Origin of the sequence: Acinetobacter sichuanensis, from assembly GCF_003024515.2 — a bacterium.
GTDB lineage: Bacteria > Pseudomonadota > Gammaproteobacteria > Pseudomonadales > Moraxellaceae > Acinetobacter > Acinetobacter sichuanensis.
In genome coordinates this window covers 87,381-112,486 of the sequence record NZ_PYIX02000001.1, presented here as the reverse complement: position 1 = coordinate 112,486, position 25,106 = coordinate 87,381, and the positions used below count along the sequence as shown (strand labels likewise).

General features: G+C 36.2%; 23 protein-coding genes. 15 read left to right on the top strand and 8 right to left on the bottom strand.

All coding sequences use genetic code 11. The features are described 5' to 3' along the window. Window positions 1-315: 315 nt before the first annotated feature. Complete coding sequence (locus tag C9E89_RS00530) at window positions 316-1,479, top strand: YbfB/YjiJ family MFS transporter (protein ID WP_107006654.1); 1,164 nt, start codon at window positions 316-318, stop codon at window positions 1,477-1,479. Window positions 1,480-1,550: 71 nt separating this feature from the next. On the opposite strand, the gene C9E89_RS24125 is transcribed toward C9E89_RS00530, so the two are convergent. The 3 genes from C9E89_RS24125 to icd form a co-directional block, all read right to left on the bottom strand. Next, window positions 1,551-1,871: a pentapeptide repeat-containing protein gene (locus C9E89_RS24125; RefSeq protein ID WP_407641415.1), complete on the bottom strand. Its 321-nt coding sequence runs from the start codon at window positions 1,869-1,871 to the stop codon at window positions 1,551-1,553. A gap of 60 nt (window positions 1,872-1,931) precedes the next feature. After that, on the bottom strand, window positions 1,932-2,420 hold the full coding sequence (locus C9E89_RS00520; protein WP_107006486.1) for a hypothetical protein: 489 nt from the start codon (window positions 2,418-2,420) through the stop codon (window positions 1,932-1,934). A gap of 97 nt (window positions 2,421-2,517) precedes the next feature. Further along, window positions 2,518-3,774 (bottom strand): NADP-dependent isocitrate dehydrogenase, encoded by a 1,257-nt coding sequence (icd, locus tag C9E89_RS00515; RefSeq protein ID WP_107006485.1) that lies wholly within the window; start codon window positions 3,772-3,774, stop codon window positions 2,518-2,520. A 555-nt stretch (window positions 3,775-4,329) separates the two neighbouring features. Here icd and C9E89_RS00510 point away from each other — a divergent pair. The 13 genes from C9E89_RS00510 to C9E89_RS00450 all read left to right on the top strand — a co-directional run bounded on the left by C9E89_RS00510 (window position 4,330) and on the right by C9E89_RS00450 (window position 19,822). Further along, the gene (locus C9E89_RS00510; RefSeq protein ID WP_107006484.1) at window positions 4,330-5,118 is read left to right on the top strand and encodes an rRNA large subunit pseudouridine synthase E; all 789 of its coding nucleotides are present in this window, start codon (window positions 4,330-4,332) and stop codon (window positions 5,116-5,118) included. A gap of 209 nt (window positions 5,119-5,327) precedes the next feature. Continuing rightward, on the top strand, window positions 5,328-5,732 hold the full coding sequence (gene paaI, locus C9E89_RS00505; protein ID WP_107006483.1) for a hydroxyphenylacetyl-CoA thioesterase PaaI: 405 nt from the start codon (window positions 5,328-5,330) through the stop codon (window positions 5,730-5,732). Window positions 5,733-5,906: 174 nt separating this feature from the next. Next, complete coding sequence (locus C9E89_RS00500) at window positions 5,907-6,293, top strand: carboxymuconolactone decarboxylase family protein (protein ID WP_107006482.1); 387 nt, start codon at window positions 5,907-5,909, stop codon at window positions 6,291-6,293. A 208-nt stretch (window positions 6,294-6,501) separates the two neighbouring features. Beyond that, window positions 6,502-6,858 (top strand): hypothetical protein, encoded by a 357-nt coding sequence (locus C9E89_RS00495; protein WP_228198960.1) that lies wholly within the window; start codon window positions 6,502-6,504, stop codon window positions 6,856-6,858. Between the two features lies 1 nt (window position 6,859). Continuing rightward, entirely contained in the window at window positions 6,860-8,566 is a 1,707-nt protein-coding gene (locus tag C9E89_RS00490; RefSeq protein WP_107006481.1) for a PepSY-associated TM helix domain-containing protein, read from the top strand. Further along, on the top strand, window positions 8,563-8,901 hold the full coding sequence (locus tag C9E89_RS00485) for a DUF3325 domain-containing protein (protein WP_107006480.1): 339 nt from the start codon (window positions 8,563-8,565) through the stop codon (window positions 8,899-8,901). Before C9E89_RS00490 ends, C9E89_RS00485 begins: the two co-directional genes overlap by 4 nt. A gap of 98 nt (window positions 8,902-8,999) precedes the next feature. Then, window positions 9,000-9,509, top strand: coding sequence for a tetratricopeptide repeat protein (locus tag C9E89_RS00480; RefSeq protein ID WP_107006479.1), 510 nt, complete (start codon window positions 9,000-9,002; stop codon window positions 9,507-9,509). A 393-nt stretch (window positions 9,510-9,902) separates the two neighbouring features. Continuing rightward, a complete protein-coding gene (ahcY, locus tag C9E89_RS00475) occupies window positions 9,903-11,285 on the top strand; it encodes an adenosylhomocysteinase (protein WP_107006478.1) in 1,383 nt (460 codons plus the stop codon). A gap of 196 nt (window positions 11,286-11,481) precedes the next feature. Continuing rightward, window positions 11,482-12,318, top strand: coding sequence for a methylenetetrahydrofolate reductase [NAD(P)H] (gene metF / locus C9E89_RS00470; RefSeq protein WP_107006477.1), 837 nt, complete (start codon window positions 11,482-11,484; stop codon window positions 12,316-12,318). Between the two features lie 36 nt (window positions 12,319-12,354). Next, window positions 12,355-13,068: a 16S rRNA (uracil(1498)-N(3))-methyltransferase gene (locus C9E89_RS00465; RefSeq protein WP_107006476.1), complete on the top strand. Its 714-nt coding sequence runs from the start codon at window positions 12,355-12,357 to the stop codon at window positions 13,066-13,068. A gap of 161 nt (window positions 13,069-13,229) precedes the next feature. Further along, window positions 13,230-16,088 carry a sensor domain-containing protein gene (locus tag C9E89_RS00460; RefSeq protein ID WP_107006475.1) on the top strand — a complete coding sequence of 953 codons (2,859 nt, stop codon included), beginning with the start codon at window positions 13,230-13,232 and terminating at the stop codon, window positions 16,086-16,088. A gap of 133 nt (window positions 16,089-16,221) precedes the next feature. Further along, on the top strand, window positions 16,222-18,501 hold the full coding sequence (locus tag C9E89_RS00455; RefSeq protein ID WP_107006474.1) for an NADP-dependent malic enzyme: 2,280 nt from the start codon (window positions 16,222-16,224) through the stop codon (window positions 18,499-18,501). A 79-nt stretch (window positions 18,502-18,580) separates the two neighbouring features. Continuing rightward, complete coding sequence (locus tag C9E89_RS00450) at window positions 18,581-19,822, top strand: multifunctional CCA addition/repair protein (protein ID WP_107006473.1); 1,242 nt, start codon at window positions 18,581-18,583, stop codon at window positions 19,820-19,822. A 123-nt stretch (window positions 19,823-19,945) separates the two neighbouring features. On the opposite strand, the gene C9E89_RS24010 is transcribed toward C9E89_RS00450, so the two are convergent. After that, complete coding sequence (locus C9E89_RS24010) at window positions 19,946-20,068, bottom strand: hypothetical protein (RefSeq protein WP_265935918.1); 123 nt, start codon at window positions 20,066-20,068, stop codon at window positions 19,946-19,948. 476 nt (window positions 20,069-20,544) lie between these two features. Between C9E89_RS24010 and C9E89_RS00445 the strand changes: the two genes are divergently transcribed. Further along, window positions 20,545-21,012 (top strand): hypothetical protein, encoded by a 468-nt coding sequence (locus C9E89_RS00445; protein WP_107006472.1) that lies wholly within the window; start codon window positions 20,545-20,547, stop codon window positions 21,010-21,012. 54 nt (window positions 21,013-21,066) lie between these two features. Here C9E89_RS00445 and C9E89_RS00440 read toward each other — a convergent pair whose 3' ends face one another. The 4 genes from C9E89_RS00440 to C9E89_RS00425 all read right to left on the bottom strand — a co-directional run bounded on the left by C9E89_RS00440 (window position 21,067) and on the right by C9E89_RS00425 (window position 25,058). Next, window positions 21,067-21,540, bottom strand: a complete 474-nt coding sequence (locus C9E89_RS00440) for a hypothetical protein (protein WP_107006471.1) — start codon at window positions 21,538-21,540, stop codon at window positions 21,067-21,069. 76 nt (window positions 21,541-21,616) lie between these two features. Beyond that, window positions 21,617-22,600 (bottom strand): EF-P lysine aminoacylase EpmA, encoded by a 984-nt coding sequence (gene epmA / locus C9E89_RS00435; protein WP_107006470.1) that lies wholly within the window; start codon window positions 22,598-22,600, stop codon window positions 21,617-21,619. Next, a complete protein-coding gene (locus tag C9E89_RS00430; protein ID WP_107006469.1) occupies window positions 22,597-23,664 on the bottom strand; it encodes a 4-phosphoerythronate dehydrogenase in 1,068 nt (355 codons plus the stop codon). Before C9E89_RS00430 ends, epmA begins: the two co-directional genes overlap by 4 nt. An 89-nt stretch (window positions 23,665-23,753) precedes the next feature. Continuing rightward, window positions 23,754-25,058, bottom strand: coding sequence for a GGDEF domain-containing protein (locus tag C9E89_RS00425; protein WP_107006468.1), 1,305 nt, complete (start codon window positions 25,056-25,058; stop codon window positions 23,754-23,756). Between the last annotated feature and the right edge of the window lie 48 nt (window positions 25,059-25,106).

Below are 25,106 nucleotides of genomic sequence, written 5' to 3'. Positions count from 1 at the left end.
TATGTATAAATGGCGAATTTTCACCCAAATTATAATAAATTGATAAATCAAATACTTCTTGCTTATATATAAAAAAATGATAAGTATTTCTAAAAATAAAATATATAAGTGTATAACATTCAAACCAAACTCAAATGACTGTAGCACTCTTTATATTTTTCATATAAGTGTCTTTTTCATTTGAAAAAAAACATAAATCATCACAGTTTAAGTATTCCTCAAATAAATAATTAAAATAACTTGCCAAGCTTTAAGTAGCAATTTAGTGTAAGACTCATGATTAAAACAGATGATAAAAAATTGAGTAATCAAATCATGTCAATAAGCAAAATTAAACTGAGTCTTTTTCTCTGCTTAAGTACATGTTTGGGCATTGGTTTATTGCGTTTTTCTTATACAGCTCTTCTTCCTTCAACACGTGAAAGTTATGAATGGACAGCTCACTTTGCCAGTATGTTAGGCAGTGCCAATCTTCTTGGTTATTTGATTGGGGCTTTTTTCGCAATGAAGCTACCACAAAATCAGAGTATGGCGAAATACTTACTCTATGCTGCATTTGCAGGTAGTTTAAGTCTACTCAGTTGTGCTTTTGCTGAGCTTCCTGCAAGTTGGTATGTTTTTTGGCGTATTATTTCAGGTGTCAGTGGTGGGTTATTGATGATTCTTGCACCGAGTGTTGTAGTGCAATGTTGTGCCGTAGAAGATCGCTTAAAAATTAACTTTATTGGTTTTAGTGGAATTGGGATTGGTGTCCTAATCGCAACTTTATTTATGCCGTATTTAGATCATATTTCAACACAAACTGCATGGCTCATTTTATTTGCTTTTTCATTTATTATTTGTCTCATTCTTTTATATTTGCTTAATATTTTTAAAAATCATCTCAATAATATTCAAATGCCACTCCAACAAAACAATGTGATGGATGGCATGTATTTTAGCTTATTACTGGTTTATGCCTGTAGTGCATTTGCCTATGTGCCGCACTCTTTATTTTGGATTGATTATTTAAAAAACACTTTGGCTCTTGATTTATATCATATTAATTTTAATTGGATTTTATATGGTTCAGGGAGTGCTTTGGGCGCAATTAGTGCTTATGTATTCGCACGGATCTTTGGGCATTTTACGGCACTTAAAGTCTTATATAGCTTGTATGTTGTAGCAATTATTATTGCCATTTTAGATTTAAACCCTATTTTTACTTATATATCTTCATTTTTTACAGGTTTACTCAACCCTGCTGTAGTTTTTTTAACCTCATTTACCATTATGCAGCTTTATGGCGTGGCGTATAAAAAACTTTGGAGTATAGCGACCTTGGCGTTTGCGCTTACACAATTAGTCGGTGGTTTATGTTTTAGTGCTTTACAACATTTTGGAGTAAATTATCATCAACAATTTATACTTGCTGCTGCTGTGTTAATGGTCGGTACATTACAATTTTTTGTTTATAGCCTGCGAGCAAAGCCGCTTTAATATCATCCAAGTTAATACGCTATTGGACATACATAAACGCTTATTAGGCTGATATTTTTAAAAATATTTTTCTAGATAAAATCGAAACTTAACTGAGAATTAATCTGACAATTCACAAATTTAGTCTTAGAAATTTGCATATATTTCATGTTACAACACTTAAAAGTACAATTTTCGATACGGGATTGATGAATAATCAATGTAATCATATTGGTTTCTATAAAATAACAATGTTCAAAATGACATTTTATAAAAAAAGCACCGCGCAAATTGGTTTTAAACCATGTAAAGCCTATAAAATGGATATTATAAAATCTCACTCTATGTAAATTTACAGCATTAAACTGAAATTTTCCGATATAAACAAAACTTCTAAAATTTTGTTCAAACATAAAATCATACATCATGCTTGATAAGCGTCTCCCATGCGATTTTAAAAATTCACCATAAAACTAATCTTGTCGATAATCTGTTTGTACAATTTGAGGATCAAGATCCAATAATAAATCTGAGAATAATCTCTTTTTCAAACACGCATCAAAACCATAAGTTGTGTTTAGCATTAAGGTATTTAAACTCGCCTGTAATTGCTCAAAAGTTGCTATTTCCAACACTTTTGAGAAAACAATCTGGCTACGCTTTTTACTTGTAATTCCTTCATTAATCACATAAAGATCAATTTCATAACTTAAATCCACAATTTTATCGTGTTCATATCGCGGATACGAGCTGACCCACAATGTCACTTTATATTGTTTAGTCCAAATAAACTCTGCCAAAAAAACATTATAGCTAAGATAAAATTCAGTAATTTTAAATAGATCATCTTCATTCAAAGCATTGATCACATCTAAGGGAACTTGAATTAAATTATTCTTTGCAATACTCCAACGTGCTGGAACACGAAGTGAAATCAATGTCTTATAAAATTCATTTATCATTTTTATCCAACCTTTAAGTTTATAAAACCAACAATATAAAAAAAGCCCATCAATTCTATGAGCTTCTTTTATATTGTATTGCAATCGATGTTATGAATTAACTGTCCATATGCATAATAATGGCTTGAGCAAATTCAGAACAACGTAATAATTTTGCACCTTTCATTAAACGTTCAAAATCATAAGTCACTGTTTTAGCTTCAATGGCAGCCGAAATACCCTTAATAATCAAATCTGCTGCCTCCGTCCACCCCATATCACGCAGCATCATTTCCGCAGAAAGAATAATCGAACCAGGGTTCACCTTATCCTGTCCTGCATATTTAGGTGCTGTGCCATGTGTCGCTTCATAAACTGAAATTGCCCCGCCAATATTGGCACCCGGTGCAATGCCAATACCACCCACTTCAGCAGCCAAGGCATCAGAAATATAATCGCCATTTAAGTTTAAGGTGGCAATCACAGAATAATCCGCAGGGCGCATTAAAATTTGTTGCAGGAATGCATCAGCAATCACATCTTTAATAACAATGTCCTGACCTGTTTTTGGATTTTTGATTTTCACCCAAGGACCACCATCCAATAATTCACCCCCAAAACGCTCAAGTGCAAGTTCATAGCCCCACTCTTTAAATGCGCCTTCGGTATATTTCATGATATTGCCTTTATGCACCAAAGTGACTGAAGGTTTATCATTATCTATGGCAAATTGAATGGCTTTACGCACCAATCGCTGTGTGCCTTCTTTGGAAACAGGTTTAATTCCAATACCACAGTTTTCCTCAAAGCGGATTTTAGTAACACCCATTTCCTCTTTTAAAAATTTGATGACTTTTTTCGCTTCAGGCGAGTCAGCTTTCCACTCAATTCCTGCATAAATATCTTCGGAATTTTCACGGAAAATGACCATATCAGTCAGCTCAGGATGTAACAATGGTGAAGGCACTCCCTCAAACCAACGCACAGGACGTACACAGACATACAGGTCAAGTTCCTGTCTTAATGCGACATTTAAAGAGCGAATACCACCGCCTACAGGTGTGGTTAATGGACCTTTGATTGAAACGACATATTCACGCAAAACCTCAAAGGTTTCTTCAGGCATATAAGTGCCATAAATTTTATTGGCTTTTTCGCCACAATACACTTCCATCCATTCAATCGAACGTTTGCCACTATAGGCTTTTTGTACCGCGGCATCGACCACGGCTTTCATTGCCGGTGTAATATCCACACCAATACCATCTCCTTCAATAAAAGGAATAATAGGATGATTCGGAACATTGAGTGACAGATCTGCATTTACGGTAATTTTGCTGCCGTCCGCAGGTACAACGATCTTTTGATAACCCATTTTTCAGGATCTCCCTGTTGTTATAATTGGCGATTTTTAAAAATTTACAGTAATAAAAAGAGATTTTGCATCTTTCCCTATCTCTTAGAGATTAATCGAATTTGCATGTTTTTGAGATTTATATCAGGAATAACTACATTTCTTAATTGAATAAGCGACATGCTTTTACATTGTCTGGACTCAATCCACATGTTTCAACACATCTTACTGACTGTTGATAAATGCAAAGCATAAAGTTGCAGAGCATAAAATTTAATTCTGTTATAATCGCCCTCAATCCTGCGGGCTTTTTATTTTGATGCCTGCCCCACCTTTGTTAAAACGAGTCACTGAACTAATGCCAATCATTTAAGCATTTTTAATCCTTCCCAACACTACTTTTTCAAAGCAGGGAACTTTTCATGACTAAAAATGACTTTAGTTAGTGGAAGTCCCCCCTCTTTTTCAAAGAGAAATTAGGGGGAGTTTTTAGGAATTTAGTCAATAATTTTGCTTAACTGAATGGCTTATACCGTACTCGATTTATTTTATTTCTCATGATATTAGTAGCTTAAGATGAAAATTGTCATTCTAAACAAGCCCTATGACGTCCTCTCCCAATTTCGTAAAGACGAAGCACATATGACGATCTCGGACTTTGTCGCTGATCCAACATTACGTATTGCGGGTCGTCTGGATATGGACTCAGAAGGATTGGTTTTTTTAACCGATCATGGTGGCTTAAACCAATTTATTACCAATCCTGCCAATAAAAAGTTTAAAACCTATTTGGTTCAGGTCGATGGTGATGTGACTGAAGAAGCTTTAGAACAACTGCGTAAAGGCGTTGAACTTAAAGATGGTATCACTTTACCTGCCAAAGCTGAAAAAGTTGCACAACCTGAATGGTTATGGGAGCGTGATCCTCCTGTACGTTTCCGTGCCAATATTCCAACGTCTTGGATTGAAATTTCAATTTGTGAAGGGCGAAACCGTCAGGTTCGTCGTATGACTTCCGCTGTGGGTTTTCCAACTTTACGTTTAATTCGTACTAAAATTGGTGCGATTGATTTGGTACAAATGGCTTTACAACCAGGTGACACCAAAGAGATTGAACCACTTTTATATCCAGACTTCCAAAATATACCTGCGGAAGAACCTTATCGTTCTCGTTCGTATGTGAAAAAACCGGGTGGTACAGGTGGTAAACCGATGGTTCGTAAGAATAAAGATGGTTCTGTGAAAAAGTCAGGGACAAAGCGGATCTGGCAAATGGATGACAGTGAAAAACCAAAGCGTAAAACCAACGGTACGACGCGTCCAAATACCAAAGCACCGCGTGGTCGTGGACGTAATGGTCGTTAAGTTTTAAGTTTTAATGAAGCTCACATATGTGGGCTTTTTTAATTTTCTACGCTGCATAAGTTTATATTTTTATATAACGTCTAACTCAACTCTTGAAAATAATCACAGTTTTACGCTGTATTCATCTTGTCTTAGCATCATCAAAATGATATTTATGATACATTATTTTATATTTTAAAATAATTAAGTATCAATAAAGGAATTTTAAAATGACACAGGATCTACAAAAAAACGTTTTTGAAAATGATGCCGTAATGCAAAATTTAGGTGTTCAGCTTGATCACTATTCACATAAAACAGCACAGCTCTCCTTAACCATTACCACTGACCATACACAAGGATATGGAACTTGTCATGGTGGTATTATCTTTACACTTGCAGATGGTGCATTTGCGGTTGCATGTAATTCTGAAACAACAGCCGTTGGACAACATTGTACGATTAGCTATTTAAAACCTGGAAATGTTGGAGATACATTAACTGCAAAAGCGATATTTAAAGCACCTAGCGGTCGCTCTGAAATTTATGATATTACGCTAACAAACCAACACAATGAAATCATTGCAGAATTTCGAGGTGTATCACGAATGGTCAGTAAAATAAAAAATACTTAATATCACTAAAAAGTACATCTGCAAGACAGAATTGTTCAATATTGATTGAAAGATTTGAATTTTTACAGCACTTGAGCGTAATACTTTTCTAAACTTAGACGTTCCGCCTATGGTTTTCTTGCTAAAAAGCTTTAGGCTATAACACATAATATTGAATGATCAGGATCAAGATCAATGTCACAACAAGATTATGAAAATGGCTTAAAAGTCCGCACAGAAGTTATGGGCGAAAGCTTTGTAAAACGCGCACAAGAAAATACTGTACCTTTCACACAACCTTTACAAGATTGGATCAATGAACACGCATGGGGTTCAACTTGGCAACGCGAAGATGTTTTGCCACGTAAATATCGTTCTCTCATTACCATTGCATTTTTAACTGCTCAAAAAAGCCCAACTGAATTAAAAGGTCATGTGCGTGGTGCATTAAATAATGGTGCGACTGTCGCAGAAATCCAAGAAGTTTTATTGCATAGCCTACCTTATTGTGGCGCACCTACGACTCAAGAAGCTTTTCGTGCAGCACTTGAAGTGATTAATGAATACCAAAAAACTGAATAAAAATAAAAGTATAAGGCTAGTTACAATCTAGCCTTATACTGATTGATCAAACATATTATAAATCTACATTCTGCGTTCAATAATCACGATATTCACCTGATTTAATTTTAAAAAATCTATATTTGTTTAGGCTTTTGATTTCTCTTGTTTTAAATTTTAATAATAATTGTTATCATTTGCATTAATATTAACCCTATGATCAATATGTATGTCTAGCGCCAATCTTGAGATGCAAAAATCTCCCCCTCTTATTTCGCCATCCGAAAAAGTAAAAAAAAGCACTAAAACTCAGTCATTATTCACATATCGAATCATGATTTTTTATCGTTTTATCTTGGCAATTTTAGGCGGCTACATTCTTGCTTCTTTATCAGCAATACTCATCGCACAAACTTTTGCAGAGTATCGTTCAAGTGCTGCTATGGCTGCTACTTTGATTGCATTTAGTCTGCATTGTGCTGTGTTTATTTGGGTTTTTATGGTGAATAAAACATTAAAAGCCACTTTAGGTATTTTCCTACCCATTCTCATTTTATTTTTAATTTATAAAGGTTTGGGCAACTAAAATGAGAACTGATGAAAAAATTGAAAGCCCTCGCCAATCGATGTCATGGTTACATACATGGGCAAGTTTAATTTTAGGTTGGTTACTTTACGCCATTTTCTTGACTGGAACGCTCAGTTTTTTTCAATCGGAAATTAGTGCATGGATGAAACCTGAATTTCATCAATCCATACCAAGCCAATCACAAATTCAAAATACGCAAGTCGCTTTAAATTATCTACAAAAAAATCATGCTGAAGCAGGGAGTTGGTCGATCCAACTGCCAAATTCACGACAAAATGTCACAACCTTAACCATTCGTAAACAAGGTGAAGACCCCCGTGCACGTCGTGGTGGTGAACGCGTGAGTATTGATAGCCAGACAGGTGAAGTTTTAACTGCACGTGATACACGTGGCGGTAGTTTCTTGTATCGTTTTCATTTTGAGCTTTATGGTTTACCACGTACATGGGCGCGTTGGATTGTCGGTATTGCGACGATGATGATGCTTGTTGCAATTATCAGTGGAATTATCACACATAAAAAAATCTTTAAAGATTTCTTTACCTTTCGTTCAGGTAAAGGACAACGCTCTTGGCTTGATGCACATAATGCCACAGCAGTTTTTGCGCTTCCCTTCCATATTATGATTACTTTTAGTGGCTTATTGCTGCTGTTATTTACCATTATGCCGTGGGGGGTCAATCAACTATATGAAAATCGCGGACAATTCCTACAAGATCAAAGTCGCTCTTTAGTACAGCAAAATAATAGCGAGCGTGGCGAACGCCCTGCGAATGGTGAAAATCCACAGGCACGTGGTGAAAGAGCCTCTCATGGTGAACGCGGTGAAGGTCGTCAACGCCAAGCACCTCAATCTGCACCATTGGCTGATCTTGCACCGATCATTGCTGCAACACAAGCCAAATGGAAAGACAATCCGATTGCAAGCATTAATATCATCAACCCTAATACCAACAAAGCCAAAATTGAATTACGTGCTTTACATGGCGAAAGCGTGGCACATCGTAACATTTATGCCAGTTTAGAATTTAATGGCGTGACAGGTCAGAACATCACGGATGACAATGCAAAAATACTTAATCCTTCTATTCCAATAGGGATTTATAATGTCACGACTGTACTACATGAAGCACGTGGTGTTGATTATGCTTTACGTTGGCTGTTATTTTTCTCAGGCATTGTAGGCACAATGATGATCGCTACAGGACTGATTTTATGGTGTGTCAAACGTGCGCCACAGCAACAAAAACAGGGTTATAAATCTTTTGGTTATCGTGTTGTTGAAGTCACAAATATTGCAGCAATTATTGGCTTACCGATTGCCTGTGCTGCATATTTTTATGCGAACCGTTTTATTCCGACAGAAATAGAATTACGCTTAAATTGGGAAATTCGTACGTTCTTTATCATCTGGCTGCTGACCTTAATCTATGCAGCACTACGCCCACATCGCCAAGCATGGTTAGAATTATTAATGTTGGCAACGCTTGCATTTGCACTATTACCTATCATTAATTTTGCAACAGGTGGCGCAGCACTTTGGCAGTCCATCCCACAAGGTTTATGGATGATTGCAAGTTTTGATATTGCAATGTGGGTACTTGCTGCACTCTTTGCTTATAGTTTTTATAAAGTGAAAAAACACCAAGGTTTACCGAGCAAAAAAGCCAAAATAGCGCATAAAGTACAGGAGAATGAAGCATGATTTTCTTTCTCATCATTTGGTCTTTGTCTAATCTTGGCTTTTTTGCTTTAGCTAGTTCAATGTCAAAACATCAAAAGCAGATCTATTTGACCGAGTTAGATGCATCTAAAACTCGTTTTGCACGCTGTATCGGTTGGTTGATTTTATTGATCACCTTAGGAATTTGTATTTCTCAAGGGCAAATGAGCAATATGATAAGCTATTGGGTCGGTGTGCTGACCTTTTCTGCGCTTTTTGTTGGGTTAATACTCAGTTATTTTCCTGAAAAAATTAAAAAACTTATGCAAATGTGTCTGCTACTTTCTATAATCAGTGGTTTACTTTACTTGCTCTGATTGTTTCAGATACCTTTGTGATGCCTGCCAATCTTCGGATTGGCTTTTTTGTGGTAACCTTTTAGGCTATAACGCTCTGATGCTTTGGATTTTTGAATATGTCTGATCTCCCTATTTCAACTGAATTATATAACCGTGCGATGGCTGGCAACCGTAATGCTCAATTTGAACTTGCTGAAATTTATATGCAAAGTGACAAAGATGAACATGTTGAATTAGCAGAAGAATGGGCACTCAAAGCAGCACAACTGGGTCATGTAGAAGCGATGTACTGGTTGGGTGAAGGCTATGCCATCTATGCAAAAGATATGTTAGAAGAAGATCATGAAGAAGCGAAAGCCTACTTTGAACATGCACATCGTTGGTTAGAACAAGCTGTTAAACACCATCACCCTGCTGCCATTTTTGAATTAGCCAATTTTTACCGCCGTGGGGATGTGGTAGAAAAGGATGTGGTTAAATCAATCGAAATGCTAGAACAAGCTGCTAAACTTGGCGAAGTACAAGCCATGCGTGACCTTGTCGCCATTTATGAACATGGTTTGGGTGTGGATATTGATGAAGCAAAAGCTGATTTTTGGGCGGAAAAAGTAAAAGCAGCGGAATAAAAGTAGCAAGCTCATTGAATATATTTTTCAATGAGCTGATTCATTCTACTCAAAAATCTTCAAGATTAAACTGAGCGTTTAATTCAAAAAAATATAATGAAAGACATCATTTAACAGAACAAACATTGTTATTTCAAAGAATAGAAGAAGCGATCTAATCTCACCTTACAAAATTAGGCATTGAGATACAGCTCGATGAATAAAGCAACAAGATCACATTGGAATCAAACCAATTTCCAAGTACAATACGCCACAGTCGAGGGATGCTGCGACTTTCTTACAGGCACTAAATGTAAGATCGCTAGGCTCGACCATCGGTATTCTATTCAGATATACCAACAACGGCATCCGCGAACATACTGATCAATTTTTATTTTTATTAAGGAGATCGTGATGAACGCGGTTAATGCTTCATTTACAGATTATAAAGTTGCTGACATTTCACTTGCAGACTATGGTCGCAAAGAAATCAAACTTGCTGAAGCAGAAATGCCAGCTTTAATGGGTCTTCGTAAGCGTTATGCTGCTGCAAAACCACTTGCAGGTGCGAAAATCCTCGGCTGTATCCACATGACTATTCAAACTGCTGTTCTTATTGAAACATTGGTTGAATTAGGCGCAGAAGTTCGTTGGACATCTTGTAACATCTTCTCTACACAAGACCATGCTGCTGCTGCGATTGCTGCTGCGGGTATTCCTGTATTTGCTTGGAAAGGCGAAACTGAAGAAGAATACGTTTGGTGTTTAGAACAGCAAGTTAACGTGAATGGTACACCTTGGGATGCCAACATGATTTTGGACGATGGCGGTGACTTAACTGCACTTGTTCATGAAAAATATCCTGAAGTGATTGCAAAAATCCACGGTATTACAGAAGAAACAACAACAGGTGTTCAACGTCTGTATGAAATGCACCGTGATGGTACTTTAAAAGTTCCTGCGATCAACGTAAATGACTCTGTAACTAAGTCTAAAAATGACAATAAATACGGTTGCCGCCACTCTCTGAATGATGCAATCAAACGTGGTACAGATATGCTTTTATCTGGTCGTCGTGCGCTTGTGATCGGTTATGGTGACGTAGGTAAAGGTTCAGCTCAATCTCTTCGTCAAGAAGGCATGATTGTACGTGTCACTGAAGTTGACCCAATCTGTGCAATGCAAGCATGTATGGACGGCTATGAAGTTGTTGCTCCTTACAAAAACGGCGTGCAAACAGGTAAGAAAGAAGACATTAACCTTGATCTTCTTCAAAATACTGACCTAATCGTAACAACAACTGGTAACTATCATGTATGTGACGCTGCAATGTTAGACAGCTTAAAAGCTGGCGCAGTGGTTTGTAACATCGGTCACTTTGATACTGAAATCGACACGAACTATTTACGTGGTTACAAATGGGTTGAAGTTAAGCCACAAGTTCACCAAGTGTATCGTTCAGAAGATGAAAATAACTATTTAATTCTTTTATCTGAAGGTCGTTTAGTGAACCTTGGTAATGCAACAGGTCACCCATCACGCATCATGGATGGTTCATTTGCTAACCAAGTTTTAGGTCAAATGCACTTGTTTGCTGAAAAATTTGCTGATCTTCCTGAAGATCAAAAACAAGCAGCGATCCGTGTAGAACTTATTCCTAAGAAACTCGATGAAGAAGTTGCTGCAGCAATGGTTGCAGGTTTTGGTGGTGTCTTGACTCAATTGACTCAAGTGCAAGCGGACTACTTAGGTGTAGCTGTTGAAGGTCCGTTTAAAGCTGAGGCTTATAAATATTAATTTTTAATTTCCCTCACCCCATCCCTCTCCCTGAGGGAGAGGGTGACCACGCAACTCCTTCATCAATGAATTTCCTGTCATCATTTGAAGAAAGTTAGCTTTTTCCCTGCATTATTCTTCAATGAATTCTCCTCTCCCTTTGGGAGAGGGCAGGGAGAGGGAAAAAATTAAAGTATTTATAAAAAAGGACTTAACCATGACCAAACGTGTCCCGATTTCCTTTGAGTTCTTCCCAACCAAAACTGATGCTGGTGCGGAAAAGCTGAAAGTTGTTCATCAAGAACTTCAGTTATTAAATCCAGAATTTTTCTCTGTGACTTATGGTGCAGGCGGTTCGACCCGTGAACGCACTTTGTCTACACTGAATGATTTCAATGGTAAAGGCACGCCTGTTGCTCCGCATCTTTCTTGTATTGGTGACAGTAAAGAACGTATTGCTGAATTACTTGATTTATATAAATCACAAGGTATTGACCGTATTGTTGCGCTTCGTGGCGACTTACCTTCTGGTCAAGTGGGCTTAGGTGAATTACCTTATGCAACTGACTTAGTTCGTTTTATCCGTGAACATTCAGGCGATCATTTCCATATCGAAGTTGCAGCTTATCCTGAAATGCATCCTCAAGCAGACAGCTTTGACTTAGATATTCAACGCTTTTGTGACAAGGCTCGTGCAGGTGCGAATGCGGCACTGACACAGTTCTTCTTTAATCCAGATGCGTATTTCTATTTTGTAGATCGTATTCAAAAAGAAGGTATAGATATTCCTGTTGCCCCTGGCATTATGCCAATTACTAATGCAAGTAATTTAATTCGCTTTGCCGATGGTACAGGTGCAGAAATTCCACGCTGGATTCGTAAACAACTGGCGACCTATGGTGATGACACAGCTTCAATCAAAGCCTTTGGTCATGAAGTTGTTGTTAAGCTTTGCGAACGTCTAATTGCAGGCGGCGCACCAAGTCTACATTTCTATACCATGAACCATACAGAGCCAAATCGTCAGCTTGTGCTTGACCTCGGTCTAGCTTAAGTCAAAACCATCATCGTTATTTGTGAGTAAAACTACATGCCCCGCTTTTATATTGAAACTGATTTAGCTGTTGATACTCTAGTTGAACTGACTGAAACAGTATTTCATCATTGGGTAAAAGTTTTACGTGCGCAAATCGGTGAACAAGCCACTTTGTTTAATGGGCAAGGTGGCGAATATGAAGTTGAATTAACTGATATTTCTAAAAAATCAGCCATAGTCAAAGTCAATAATTTTAATCCTATTAATCGTGTTACAAAGTTCAGCACACTCCTTGGTCAAGTCATGAGTAAAGGTGATCGTATGGATTATGCCATTCAGAAAGCCGTTGAGCTTGGAGTATCAAAAATTCAGCTCTTAACTTCTGAACGTTGCGAAATGCGCTTAAAATATGATCGTGACCAAAAAAAACTTGATCATTGGCAAGGTATTGCGATTGCGGCTTGCGAACAATGTGGATTGAATATTGTACCTGAAATTCTTGCACCACTTAGTTTGGAGCAATGGCTAACAAGCGAACTTCCTACAACACGATTAGTTCTTGCGCCTAATAAAGAAGAAGTCAATGTATTAGCAAATGTAACAACTGATCTAGCTTTATTAATTGGACCAGAAGGAGGCTTAAGTGATACTGAAATAAACAATGCAAATCAGAAAGGCTTTATAAATTGGTGTATTGGTGAACGTGTATTACGAACAGAAACAGCACCTGTTGTTGCTTTGTCCATTTTAAACTATAAATTTCAATAAATATTTAATCTTTTTTTGTGAACTGTGCCTTAAAAATCTATTGATTTTGCCAAAAAAAATAAGTAATTTACATATTTCTTGAGCAATTATTAAAGTAATATTAAATGTTGTCTATAAAATTAAATTCTAAAAGCATTTAAAATAAGGAAAAGGCATTAGGAATGGTCATAGATGTTCAAGATGAACTTTTGTACACTTCACAGATTAAAAGTGCAGCAGTTCATTTACAGCGTTTTCTAGTCTGTCTTTTTGGCATTCTTGCATATGTTGATCTTGTTCACTTTTTTTATTTTGAAAGCTTCTCATTTGCATTTAACTTATGGTTCATTTCAGTTTCTATTCTTCTGAGTATTTTTTGGTTATTAATTAAAGCCACTATCGCCTCTCCTTATAATAATACCTTTAATTTAGATGCACTCTGTCAATTTATTTGCCTAGTTTTAGGATGTATTTTAGATTTTGGGATTTTTAATTTACATCATTATGTCAATATTGATACCCCGAATATGACTTTAAATCATTTAATCATATTATCAGGGATTTTAATTTTTTCGACATCTACCATTTCTATTTTGTATCTGAGCAATAGATTCCGATATTTTTTATTTTTATTTATTCCTTTTATTACGCCATGTATTTTATATAAGTTTATTTTCTTCACACCATTATCTACTTATTATCAATTTACATTTAATTTTATTTTTTTATTTATTATTATCTGTGCCTTTATTGTGCATAGATATCACACACAATTAAGCTTATTATCTTTTAAAAATAATAAATTTTCTCTCCAAGAAACACAGCTTACGCAAGATAAGAATCAATTGGGTCTTAATTTAAAAAATGCAGTTGAAAAATCAAATCAAATGCAAAATGAGCTTTTATTACACAATCAACTCCTCGAGCAAAAAGTAAAAGAACGTACTTATGATATTAAACAAATTAATGATCGTTTAGAGAACCATCAAGCAAACTTAGCATTTGCCCATGAAACTGCGGGCATTAATTCTTGGCTATGGAATATTGAAAAACGTAGTATTGAAATATTTGATACAAAATCAAAAATTTTATTCAACCATATTAGTGAAAATGAAGTTCAATTTGAAAGCTTAATTCATCCAGATGACTTAGATAATTATCAAAAATTAATGCGTCAACATTTAAGAGGTAAAACAGAACGTTTTGAAGCACGTTATCGTATTAAAAGAGATCAACAATGGTGCTGGATTCAAGATACTGGCAAAGTTGTTGCACGCCATCCTATGTCTTATAAACCATTGAGAATGGTTGGAATTCATCGTGATATTCAAAAAGAAAAAACGGATCAGGAACAATTAAAATTAGCAGCAAATGTGTTTGAACATGTCGCAGAAGGTGTTTTTGTTTTAGATAACAATTTATGCTATTTAGAAGTCAATCCTTATTTTGAAAAGCTTACTTCCTATCATCAAAGTGATTTACTTGGTAAACATTTATTTGATATTACAGTCAATACAAAAAAAGAAATTTTGTCACAGCATTTTGATGTTACTAAGAAACTCATAGCAGATGGCGAATATGATGCAGAATTACAAATTGAGTTTTTAACAGGTAAAGTTTTAACATTATGGGTGCATATTAATGCAGTGACTGATGAAAAAAATAAAATCACCAATTATATTGGCATTATTACTGACTTAACAGAACGTAAGAAACAAGAACAACGTGTTTCATATTTAGAAAACTATGATTTATTAACAGATTTACCAAACCGTTTTTATTTTAATTTGCAACTACATCATTATCTAACAGATCCAAATGATTCAATACAAAATCTAGCTGTAATCCGCATTAATATTGATCGTTTTAGATCATTTAATGAGTTTGTAAGCACTCAAGCAGGTGATATATTACTGCAAAAAACTGCACAAAGATTAAGACATTCCTGTCCTGACGCTTTATTAATTTCTTATTTAAATAATGATGATTTTGCGATTATTTATAAATATGGTCAAAACAAAAAAAATATCCAACAAATTGCTAAGAAAATTTTAGAAGCATTTGAAAGTCCTTTTGTCATTCAAAATAATGAGCATTTTATTTCAACCTCAATTGGTATTGCGCTTTATCCTGAACATGGTCGACAAATTGACACACTCAACAGCCATGCAGAACAAGCATTAGCTGAAGCCAAAAGTCTAGGGGGAAATACAGCTTATTTTTACACCAATAAAAATACACGACTCTTTCACCAAGGGGTAAATTTAGAAGGTGATTTAAGACAAGCACTTAAAAACAAAGAGTTACTGGTTTACTATCAACCAAAAATTTGTACAAAAACAGAAAAAGTGTATGGCTTTGAAGCTTTAATTCGTTGGCAACATCCTAAGTTAGGTTTATTAACGCCTGATATTTTCTTGCCAATCGCAGAAGAATCTAGTCTAATTACCGAAATTGGACGTTTTGTTTTATTTGAAACCTGTAAACAAATCAGAATTTGGCAGGATTTAAATTTTGATTATTTACGCATATCGGTCAATGTTGTTGCTCAACAAATTCATCGTGGTGAGCTCATTCATGATATTGATCAAGCTTTAGAACTATATAATGTTTCTGGCGATATGCTTGAACTTGAAATTACAGAATCATCACTCATTGCAAAATCAGAAAATGTACTCACGCTCTTGCAGCAAGTGAAACATCGTCATATTTCTATTTCTTTAGATGATTTTGGAACAGGCTATTCATCTCTTGCTTATCTCATCAATTATCCTATTGATACTTTGAAAATTGATAAACTCTTTATTGCAAAAATTGAGCAAGAAAAAGATCAAGCTATTGTGAGTGCAATTATTGCAATGGGTAAAGCAATGGGGCTCAGTATTGTTGCCGAAGGTGTAGAAACGATTGAGCAAATTAACTTCCTCAAAAAACACGATTGTCATATTTTACAAGGTTACTATTATTCTAAGCCACTCACGGCTCAAGAATGCATTGACTATCTTTCAAAATTCAAACTCGCTTCTGTTTACCGTAGTTGAATAATCCGTAATTGCACATCTTGTTCAAAAAGATATCTTTTCGACTGTCCGTATCGCTCAACAAATGGTATATTCAAGAAAATCTAGCCAAAATCGCCAGCCCCGCTGGTACATTGTAACAAACGAGATGTAAATGGACGATCAATCACTAAAACAGCAAGCCCTCTATTACCATGAATTCCCAAGCCCAGGGAAAATCAGCGTTACTCCAAGTAAACAACTCGTTAACCAGCATGATTTAGCACTTGCCTATTCTCCAGGTGTTGCTGCGCCATGTTTGGAAATCGAGAAAGATCCGTCTAAAGCAGCACTGTATACTGCACGTGGAAACTTGGTGGCAGTGGTCAGTAATGGTACTGCCGTTTTAGGTCTGGGAAATATTGGTCCTTTAGCTTCTAAACCTGTTATGGAAGGTAAAGGCGTACTATTTAAAAAGTTTGCTGGTGTTGACGTATTCGATATCGAAATTGCTGAGAACGATCCTGATAAGATCGTTGATATCGTTGCTGCATTAGAGCCTACTTTTGGTGGGATCAACTTAGAAGACATCAAAGCACCAGAATGCTTCTACATTGAACAAAAACTGCGTGAACGCATGAACATTCCTGTGTTCCATGATGACCAACATGGTACTTCTATCATTGTAGGTTCAGCGCTTTTAAATGCCCTGCAACTCAATGGCAAAAAAATTGAAGAGATTAAAATTGTCGCTTCAGGTGCAGGTGCAGCAGCACTTTCTTGCCTAGATTTATTATGCGCATTAGGTGCAAAAAAAGAGAATATCATCGTTGCTGACTCACGTGGTTTATTAACTACGAAACGTGAAGGTTTGGATGACTCTAAAAAGCGTTATGTACAAGATATTGAAGGTTCTCAACTTGCAGATGTTATTACAGATGCAGATATGTTCCTTGGTCTTTCTGCTGCGGGTATTTTAACCAAAGAAATGGTTAAAGTGATGGCGGCTGACCCAATCATCTTTGCATTGGCAAACCCAGATCCTGAAATTTTACCTGAACATGCACATGAAGTTCGTCCAGACGTGATCATGGCGACAGGTCGTTCAGACTATCCAAACCAAGTGAACAATGCTCTTTGCTTCCCTTATATCTTCCGTGGTGCGCTAGATGTTGGGGCAACGACAATCAATGAAGAAATGAAGATTGCTTGTGTTCATGCGATTGCACGCATGGCGCATGTTGAAGCAGATGCAGCCTCTTATGGTGAAAAATCTGCATCATTTGGTCGTGATTATTTAATTCCACGTCCACTTGACCAACGTTTAATTCTTGAAATTGCGCCAGCTGTTGCACAAGCTGCGATGGACTCAGGTGTTGCTAGCCGTCCAATTCAAGACTTCTCTGCATATCGTCAACGTCTTTCTGAGTTTGTTTATAACTCAGCATTGATGATGAAACCAATTTTTGCTCAAGCAAAATCTGACCCTAAACGTATTGTTTATGCAGAAGGTGAAGATTTACGTGTACTCCGTGCTGTGCAAATTGCTGTAGATGAAGATTTGGCTAAACCGATTCTTGTTGGTCGCACCGCAGTGATTGAAGCGAACATCAAAAAACTTGGTTTACGTCTGCAAAATGGTGAAAATATCACGATTGTTGATCAGGAAAATAACCCTGATTATGAAAAATTTGCGGATGATTATCACACCATCATGCAACGCAAAGGTGTTACACCTGAATATGCACAGCGTGAATCACGTCGTCGCTCTACACTGATTGCAGCCATGCTTGTCAAATTTGGTAAAGCTGACGGTATGCTTTGTGGTACTTATTCAAGCTATGACATTCACCTTGATTTCGTGAAAAATGTCATCGGTTTAAAAGAAGGTCGTAATAACTTCTTTACGTTGAACGCTTTGATGCTTGAAGATCGTAATATTTTCATTGCAGACACGTACATCAACCGTAACCCAACGGCTGAACAGTTGGCTGAAATGACGATTTTAGCGGCTGAAGAAGTGCGTCGTTTTGGTATGACACCTCGTGTTGCTTTATTATCACACTCAAGTTTTGGTTCAGATCAAAATGACCCAAGCGCACAAAAAATGCGTAAAGTCTTTGAAATTTTGACTGAAATTGCACCTGACCTTGAAGTTGAAGGTGAAATGCATGCCGATGCGGCATTGGATGAAAATATTCGTCATTTTGCATTCCCGAACTCGCGTTTCAAAGGTTCTGCAAACTTGTTGATTATGCCAAATCTTGATGCGGCAAACATTTCATTCAACCTGTTAAAATCTACATCGGGTAATAATGTGACGATTGGTCCTATTTTACTGGGTGCAGCAAAACCTGTTCATATTTTGACACCAACTGCAACGACACGTCGCCTTGTGAATATGACAGCATTAACCGTTGCTGAAATTCAGGAAAATGAGAAAGCTGCACTTTAATTGCACGTTTACTCACATCTTGTGACTTGAGAAAACCTCTATTCTGTAGCATCATGGCTTGAAGAATAGAGGTTTTTTCATGCAAGTTTATTTAGTAGGCGGTGCCGTCAGAGATCATTTACTCGGACATCCCTATCACGAAAAAGATTATGTGGTTGTCGGTGCAACACCAGAACAACTGATCGCTCAAGGTTATCAGCCTGTGGGCAAAGATTTTCCTGTGTTTTTGCATCCTGAAACAAAAGAAGAATATGCACTTGCACGTACTGAGCGTAAGTCAGGACATGGTTATCATGGATTTGAGTTTTTTACCGATCCTAATGTGACTTTGGAAGAAGACCTGATTCGCCGTGACCTCACCATCAATGCCATGGCAATGGATGAGGCAGGTCAGGTATTTGACCCCTATCATGGTCAAAATGATCTAAACAATAAAATCCTGCGTCATGTTTCAGATGCCTTTGCCGAAGATCCTTTACGTGTGCTACGTGTAGCGCGTTTTGCTGCGCGTTATGCACAATATGGTTTTAGCATTGCCGATGAAACTTTGGCGCTCATGCGTCAATTGGCTGAGTCAGGTGAACTTGAAGCACTAACCCCTGAACGGGTTTGGAAAGAGACCTCACGTGCCTTGATGGAAAATCATGCTGATGTTTATTTTCAGGTTTTACGTGATTGTGGTGCGCTTAAAATTTTATTTCCTGAAATAGATGCTTTATTTGGTGTTCCACAGCGTCCTGAATATCATCCTGAAATTGATTGTGGTATTCACACATTAATGTCTTTACAACAAGCCTGTAAAGCCAACTATTCTTTAGATGTGCGTTTTGCCGTGTTACTGCATGATTTGGGTAAAGCACTCACCCCTGTTGATGAATTGCCGCGTCATGTTCAGCATGAAGAACGTGGTATAGCACCTGTGACTGAAGTGTGTGATCGTTTAAAAGTACCAACACATACCAAGCAACTTGCGCTTGCTGTGTGTAAGGAGCATTTGAAATGTCATCAGGCATTTACTTTAAAAGCAGGGACTTTGTGGCGTTTATTACAGCGTTTGGATGTATTGCGTCGTCCTGAGCGTGTGGAGGCATTTTTACAAGCCTGTGAATGTGATGCACGTGGTCGCTTAGGTATGGAAGAGCGTGATTATCCTCAAGCTGAGTTTTTATGGAAAATCACGCAACGTGTTCGTACCATCAAGGCTTCTGACCTACCCCCTGAGATCAAAGGTGCGGATATTGGTGAAATGCTCATTCAAAAACGGATTGAGGCGATTGCGCAGTTAAAGCATGAGTTGGGACATCATAGCCATACGGTTTGATATAAAGTATCTCTATAAAAGTCTAGAAAATCTATTTTTTGAATTGTGAATTTTTGAGCTAAAACTTAGAGATCTTTATTATGAATTAAGGCAAATCAATGACTTGCCTTTTTACCTAGCATCTTAACCGTTCATTTTATCATGATGTAGATTTTCCAGATGTCTCATTTCATCATATTGAGCTGGGTTAAATGCACATGCTGATACTGTACTAGCGACTAAAACAATCAAAACAAATTTATTCATCACACAAATTCCTCAAAATTGAGTTGATACATATCAAAGGTTTATCTGCATCAACTGAGTGCGATAAATATACATAATATTTAAAACTCATTAAAACCGATTATTTTATTAATATTAATTGTTTTTTTAGATTAAAAACCTACGTCGTCTATTTTGTATGTCGTAAGATTCATTGAACTTGGTAATTCACTGCTTGGATTCATATAATTTCTATCATCTTTTATACACTAAGGTTTCATCTTCTTTCTCTTTGACATCTTTATTATTCTTAAATCAACATGCCTAATCCCAACAATCAGACATGTTTTATGTTTAATTTTACGAAACATCCGCTGTAAAACTCACCACTTTTTCCAACTTTATATTTTTTATAAAATATAAGAACACCTACATGCCCAATACAATACAATCTCATCCATTCTCTATATGCTATTTTAAACATTTAGAGAAATGCTTTTGAATCTACGGAATAAAAAATGATGAAACAAAAATTATATCATTTAAGCACTATTGTATTGTTTTGTGGACTGCTCATTGGCATGGGTTTTACCCAAACTCATTTAAAAAGCATGCCACAAATCATCATGTTCTTCTTCGGAATTTTCACATTAGCCTCATTATCCATTAAATCATCATTCATAAGCTCCATTCCTTTCTATGTTGTATTATTAGTCATGTTTTATATCAATATTTATTTATTGACTCATTTAATTGTAGATTTTATTCATCCATATCAAGGCTGGATTACCAATCCTAACGGTACTATAGATAGACGTATGAATACCAATTGGATTTGGGGTATTTTTACCAGTTTTATTCTTTCACCGTTAGCTGTTATTTTCTATTATAAAAAGATTCAGAGAAATAAATTTTTAGAAATGTCCTTTATGAGTATTTTCATTATTTTGACAGCGATCATTTATATTAAAGATGAATTACTTTGATATCATTGAAGCACCGCATTTTATCCAATAACTGATAATTTTTCTTACTCTTATTTAAATCACTTTAAAATGCTCTGCAATCCAGTCCTGTGCCAACTCTTCCGAATCAAACTTTTTAATTGTGCCCTGATCTGAATCAATATACACAATTTCAAAATATTGGAATATATTGTTTTCATAAATAGAGTTAATGTGCGAAATTTTATTACTATCTAATGCTGTATGAATTTCTGTTTTATTCATATTGTCTAAATTAATATCACACAACTTATCATTCACCCATTCATCATGAGAGAGTAGACATGCGACGTCAGGACATACCTCCGTTAAATTTTCTATCCATTCCAATACATCAAAGTCACCTTCTAAAAATTTTGTCGTATCAAGATCACCGCCACTTTTTGGTCTTTTTATCCCCATAAAAACCAATATTGATCCTAATCTTGAATATCTTATTTTTATAATACGCTCGATATACTCAGGATTTAGATAATTTCCATCATCATCTTTAATAAAATAAGGTTTCATATTTTTTCGTCTTCTATAATTATTTTATAAAAAACATGCCCAATCACATTAATCAGACATGTTTTCATTCATTATATCACGACACATCCGCAGTAAAACTCACCACTTTTTCCAGCTTCATTTGATTTTGCACCACCATCAATAGACGATCTATTCCCAAAGCAATTCCTGAGCATTCAGGCATATTCGGCAAAGCTGCAAGTAAGTATTCATCTATCGGCATCACATGCAAACCGAGTTTTTCACGCTCAGCATTATCCGCCTCAAAACGCCCACGTAACACATCAGCATCAATCAACTCATCATAAGCATTGGCAAGCTCTAAACCTTCAATATACAACTCAAAACGAGCCGCAACCAATTCACCATCTTCATCAACACGTGTCTTAGCAAGAGAAGCCAACTCAGGTGGAAAATCGGTTAAAAACACAGGTGTATCAAAACCTAAACTTGGCTCAACCATGTGTGAAAATAACAGGTCGATATACCCTAAACGATCATCACCCAAATCCAGATTTAAACCAACACGGCGACAAGCATCTTTCAATTCTGCCAAAGTCGCTTGCAAGGGATTTAAATCCAAACGATCCATAAATGCATGCTTATAACTGTAAATGGTTGGGCGAACTTCACCGAAACGCTGTGCCAAAACTACATTCAACAAATCAGTCACTTCAAGCATCAAATCTTTCAGTGAAAAAGCAGGTCGATACCATTCCAACATGGTAAATTCACTGTTGTGCTTCCGCCCATGTTCATCGTCACGGAACACTTTACAAATCTGATAAATCGCACCACTGCCACTTGCGAGCAAACGCTTCATGGCAAATTCAGGCGAAGTCTGTAAATAATGCGTTTGCTTTTTACCTTGTACATGACGTTGCGCTTGCACAGAAGCCAAATGCACATCAGTCACACCCGCTTGAGAAAGCACAGGCGTTTCAACTTCCAATACATCTCGTTCAGCAAAAAACTGACGAATTTGGCTATACATTTTGGCACGGGCTTTCAGTGCTTGAATATCACATGTCGGCTGATAATTCACTTTATAATCACTCATGCTTTAGGTCCCCCGTGTGCAGCCCATTCACGACGTAAAGGATAGGTTTTTCTAAGATAATCAAAGGCTTTTTGATCTACTTTACCATCTTTTAAACAAGCTCTTAAATTATCATCATCACGTTGAATGTCATAAATTTCTGTAAGATACTTTTTCAATGTTTGCTTAATATTATTGCCATAAAAATATTGTTCACATGCAGGCAGTTGGCTCTCAAATTTTTTGTGTGCAGCATAATCAAACGTTTTACAAAATGCCTCATAGATCATTTGTGTACCGCGTGCCTTACCCTCAAAACTATAACCTGCAATGTGTGGGGTGACGATGCTGATTAAGTCTAATAATTGCTGAGAAATCTCAGGCTCATGTTCAAATACATCTAGCACGACACGGCGTTGCGTCTGTTGAATATCTTGGATTAAGGCTGCTTCTTCTACGACAGCGCCACGTGCTGAATTAATTAAAATTGCTTCAGGTTTCATCATTGCTAATGCTTCAGCATTAATCAAATGATAGGTTGGATGCTCACCTGCTTTGGTGAGTGGAACATGCGTGGTAATTGCATCGGCTGTTTTTAATAATCTTTCTAATTCAACTTGTTGAATATAATTACATTTTACAAATGGATCATAACCAATCACATGCCAACCAAGTAAAGTTGCCATATAAGCCAAACGTGAACCTACATTACCAAGTCCAATAATCCCTAAAGTAAATGTCTTATTTTGATCAATTAAACTCACATTTAAATGTAATAATGCCGTAATCACATATTCTGCAACAGCTTGAGCATTACAACCTGCTGCATTTGACCAAGCAATTTGATGTTTTTCTAAAGCCTCAATATCTAAATGATCTGTACCAATCGTTGCACTACCTACAAATTGCAGCGCTGTATTTCCAATCAATGCTTCATTAACTTTGGTCACTGAACGCACTAATAAAACATCACTCTCTTTGACATCATCATGGGTCAAAGTACGCCCTGCTGCTTGATGAATTTCCCCGTATTCTGAAAAAAAGTATTCAGTAAATGCTAGATTTTCATCTGCAACAATTTTCATAATTCATTCCAATGCAATAATGCAGCTATAATAACCCTTTGCGCGATCACTGACTATGCGAATACGGATGAATACAATACAGAATTCAGCTATGAGTTTTTAACTGGGTTTTTATTGACATCTATATCATGCATATTGGTATTGGTAGGCATAAAAATATACTGATTGCGCCCCTGTTTTTTGGCTTGATATAAGGCATTATCCGCGATATTTAAAAGCTCTTTTTCTAAAATATGCTCATTTCCTAAATAAACCGTTAAACCAATACTGATCGTTAAATATTTGGAAATTTTAGAATGCTCATGTGGAATTTTTTGTTTATACATATCCTCAAGTAATTTTTTTGCAACTTTAATCGCGGCTTCATAAGAACTATTATTTAATAAAATAATAAACTCCTCTCCACCATAACGAATTGCAATATCATCGTCTTGAATATTCTTTTTTAATACTTCAGCTACAGAGATTAAAGCCATATCTCCTTGTTGGTGCCCATAATAATCATTAAATAACTTAAAAAAATCGACATCTATAAATAATAATGCCAAAGGTTGTTGTTTATCTTTTGCACGATATAAACTTTGTGAAAATTTCTGTTCAAAACTTCTACGATTATCGAGTAATGTTAAAGTATCTTGATGACTTAACCGTACTAAATGCTGATTTAAAGCAGCATATATTTTTTTATCAAGATCAATAATAAGCGACTGCAAAAAACGGATTCTTTCTGTTGAAATGGTTAAAACTGCAAGACCTAAACCGACTAAATTTCCTAAGACTAAGACATTAAATAATACCCATTGTGGTACATATTTCCCTGTTATCCATAACACTAAACATGTTATGAGTGCGGACATCATACCTGCGATAAAAGTATATCGCGGACGTATACCTGAACAAATATAAGCAAACATTAATGCAAAAATGATAATTAATGTGCCTCGCCATGTCATAGATCCTGATTGAGTTGAAAATAAAACAATTTGTACAATACTCAAACCGATCATAATGACAGTCATAACAACATGACGATAATAAACTTTCCATACAGGATGCTTTGCCATTAAATAAACCGTTAATAATGCAATCCACCCTGTGCTATATGAAATAAGCGTCATCAGAACATCATGTTTACGATACATCACCTCAGTCGTAAAATAGTTAATGGGTAAACTAATCAGTTCAAATAAAAAATAGAAAATGGTGGCTGGAAAAAATGCCCGTACAATTAATTTAGTTAATCTGTCTTCACGATCTTTCCAAAATTTAGCCTCTAATGATTTTGAAAAAAGTGATGACATACTTTTTGATTGATTTTCGAGTAAGCACTCGTATTCTTTTCGCTGCCTTTCTAGTTCTTGGATTTCGGGTTCATCTTCTATTTTACTATTCATCTATTTACTACTTACTTTTACATTCCATTATTTTAAAGTTTATTTTTA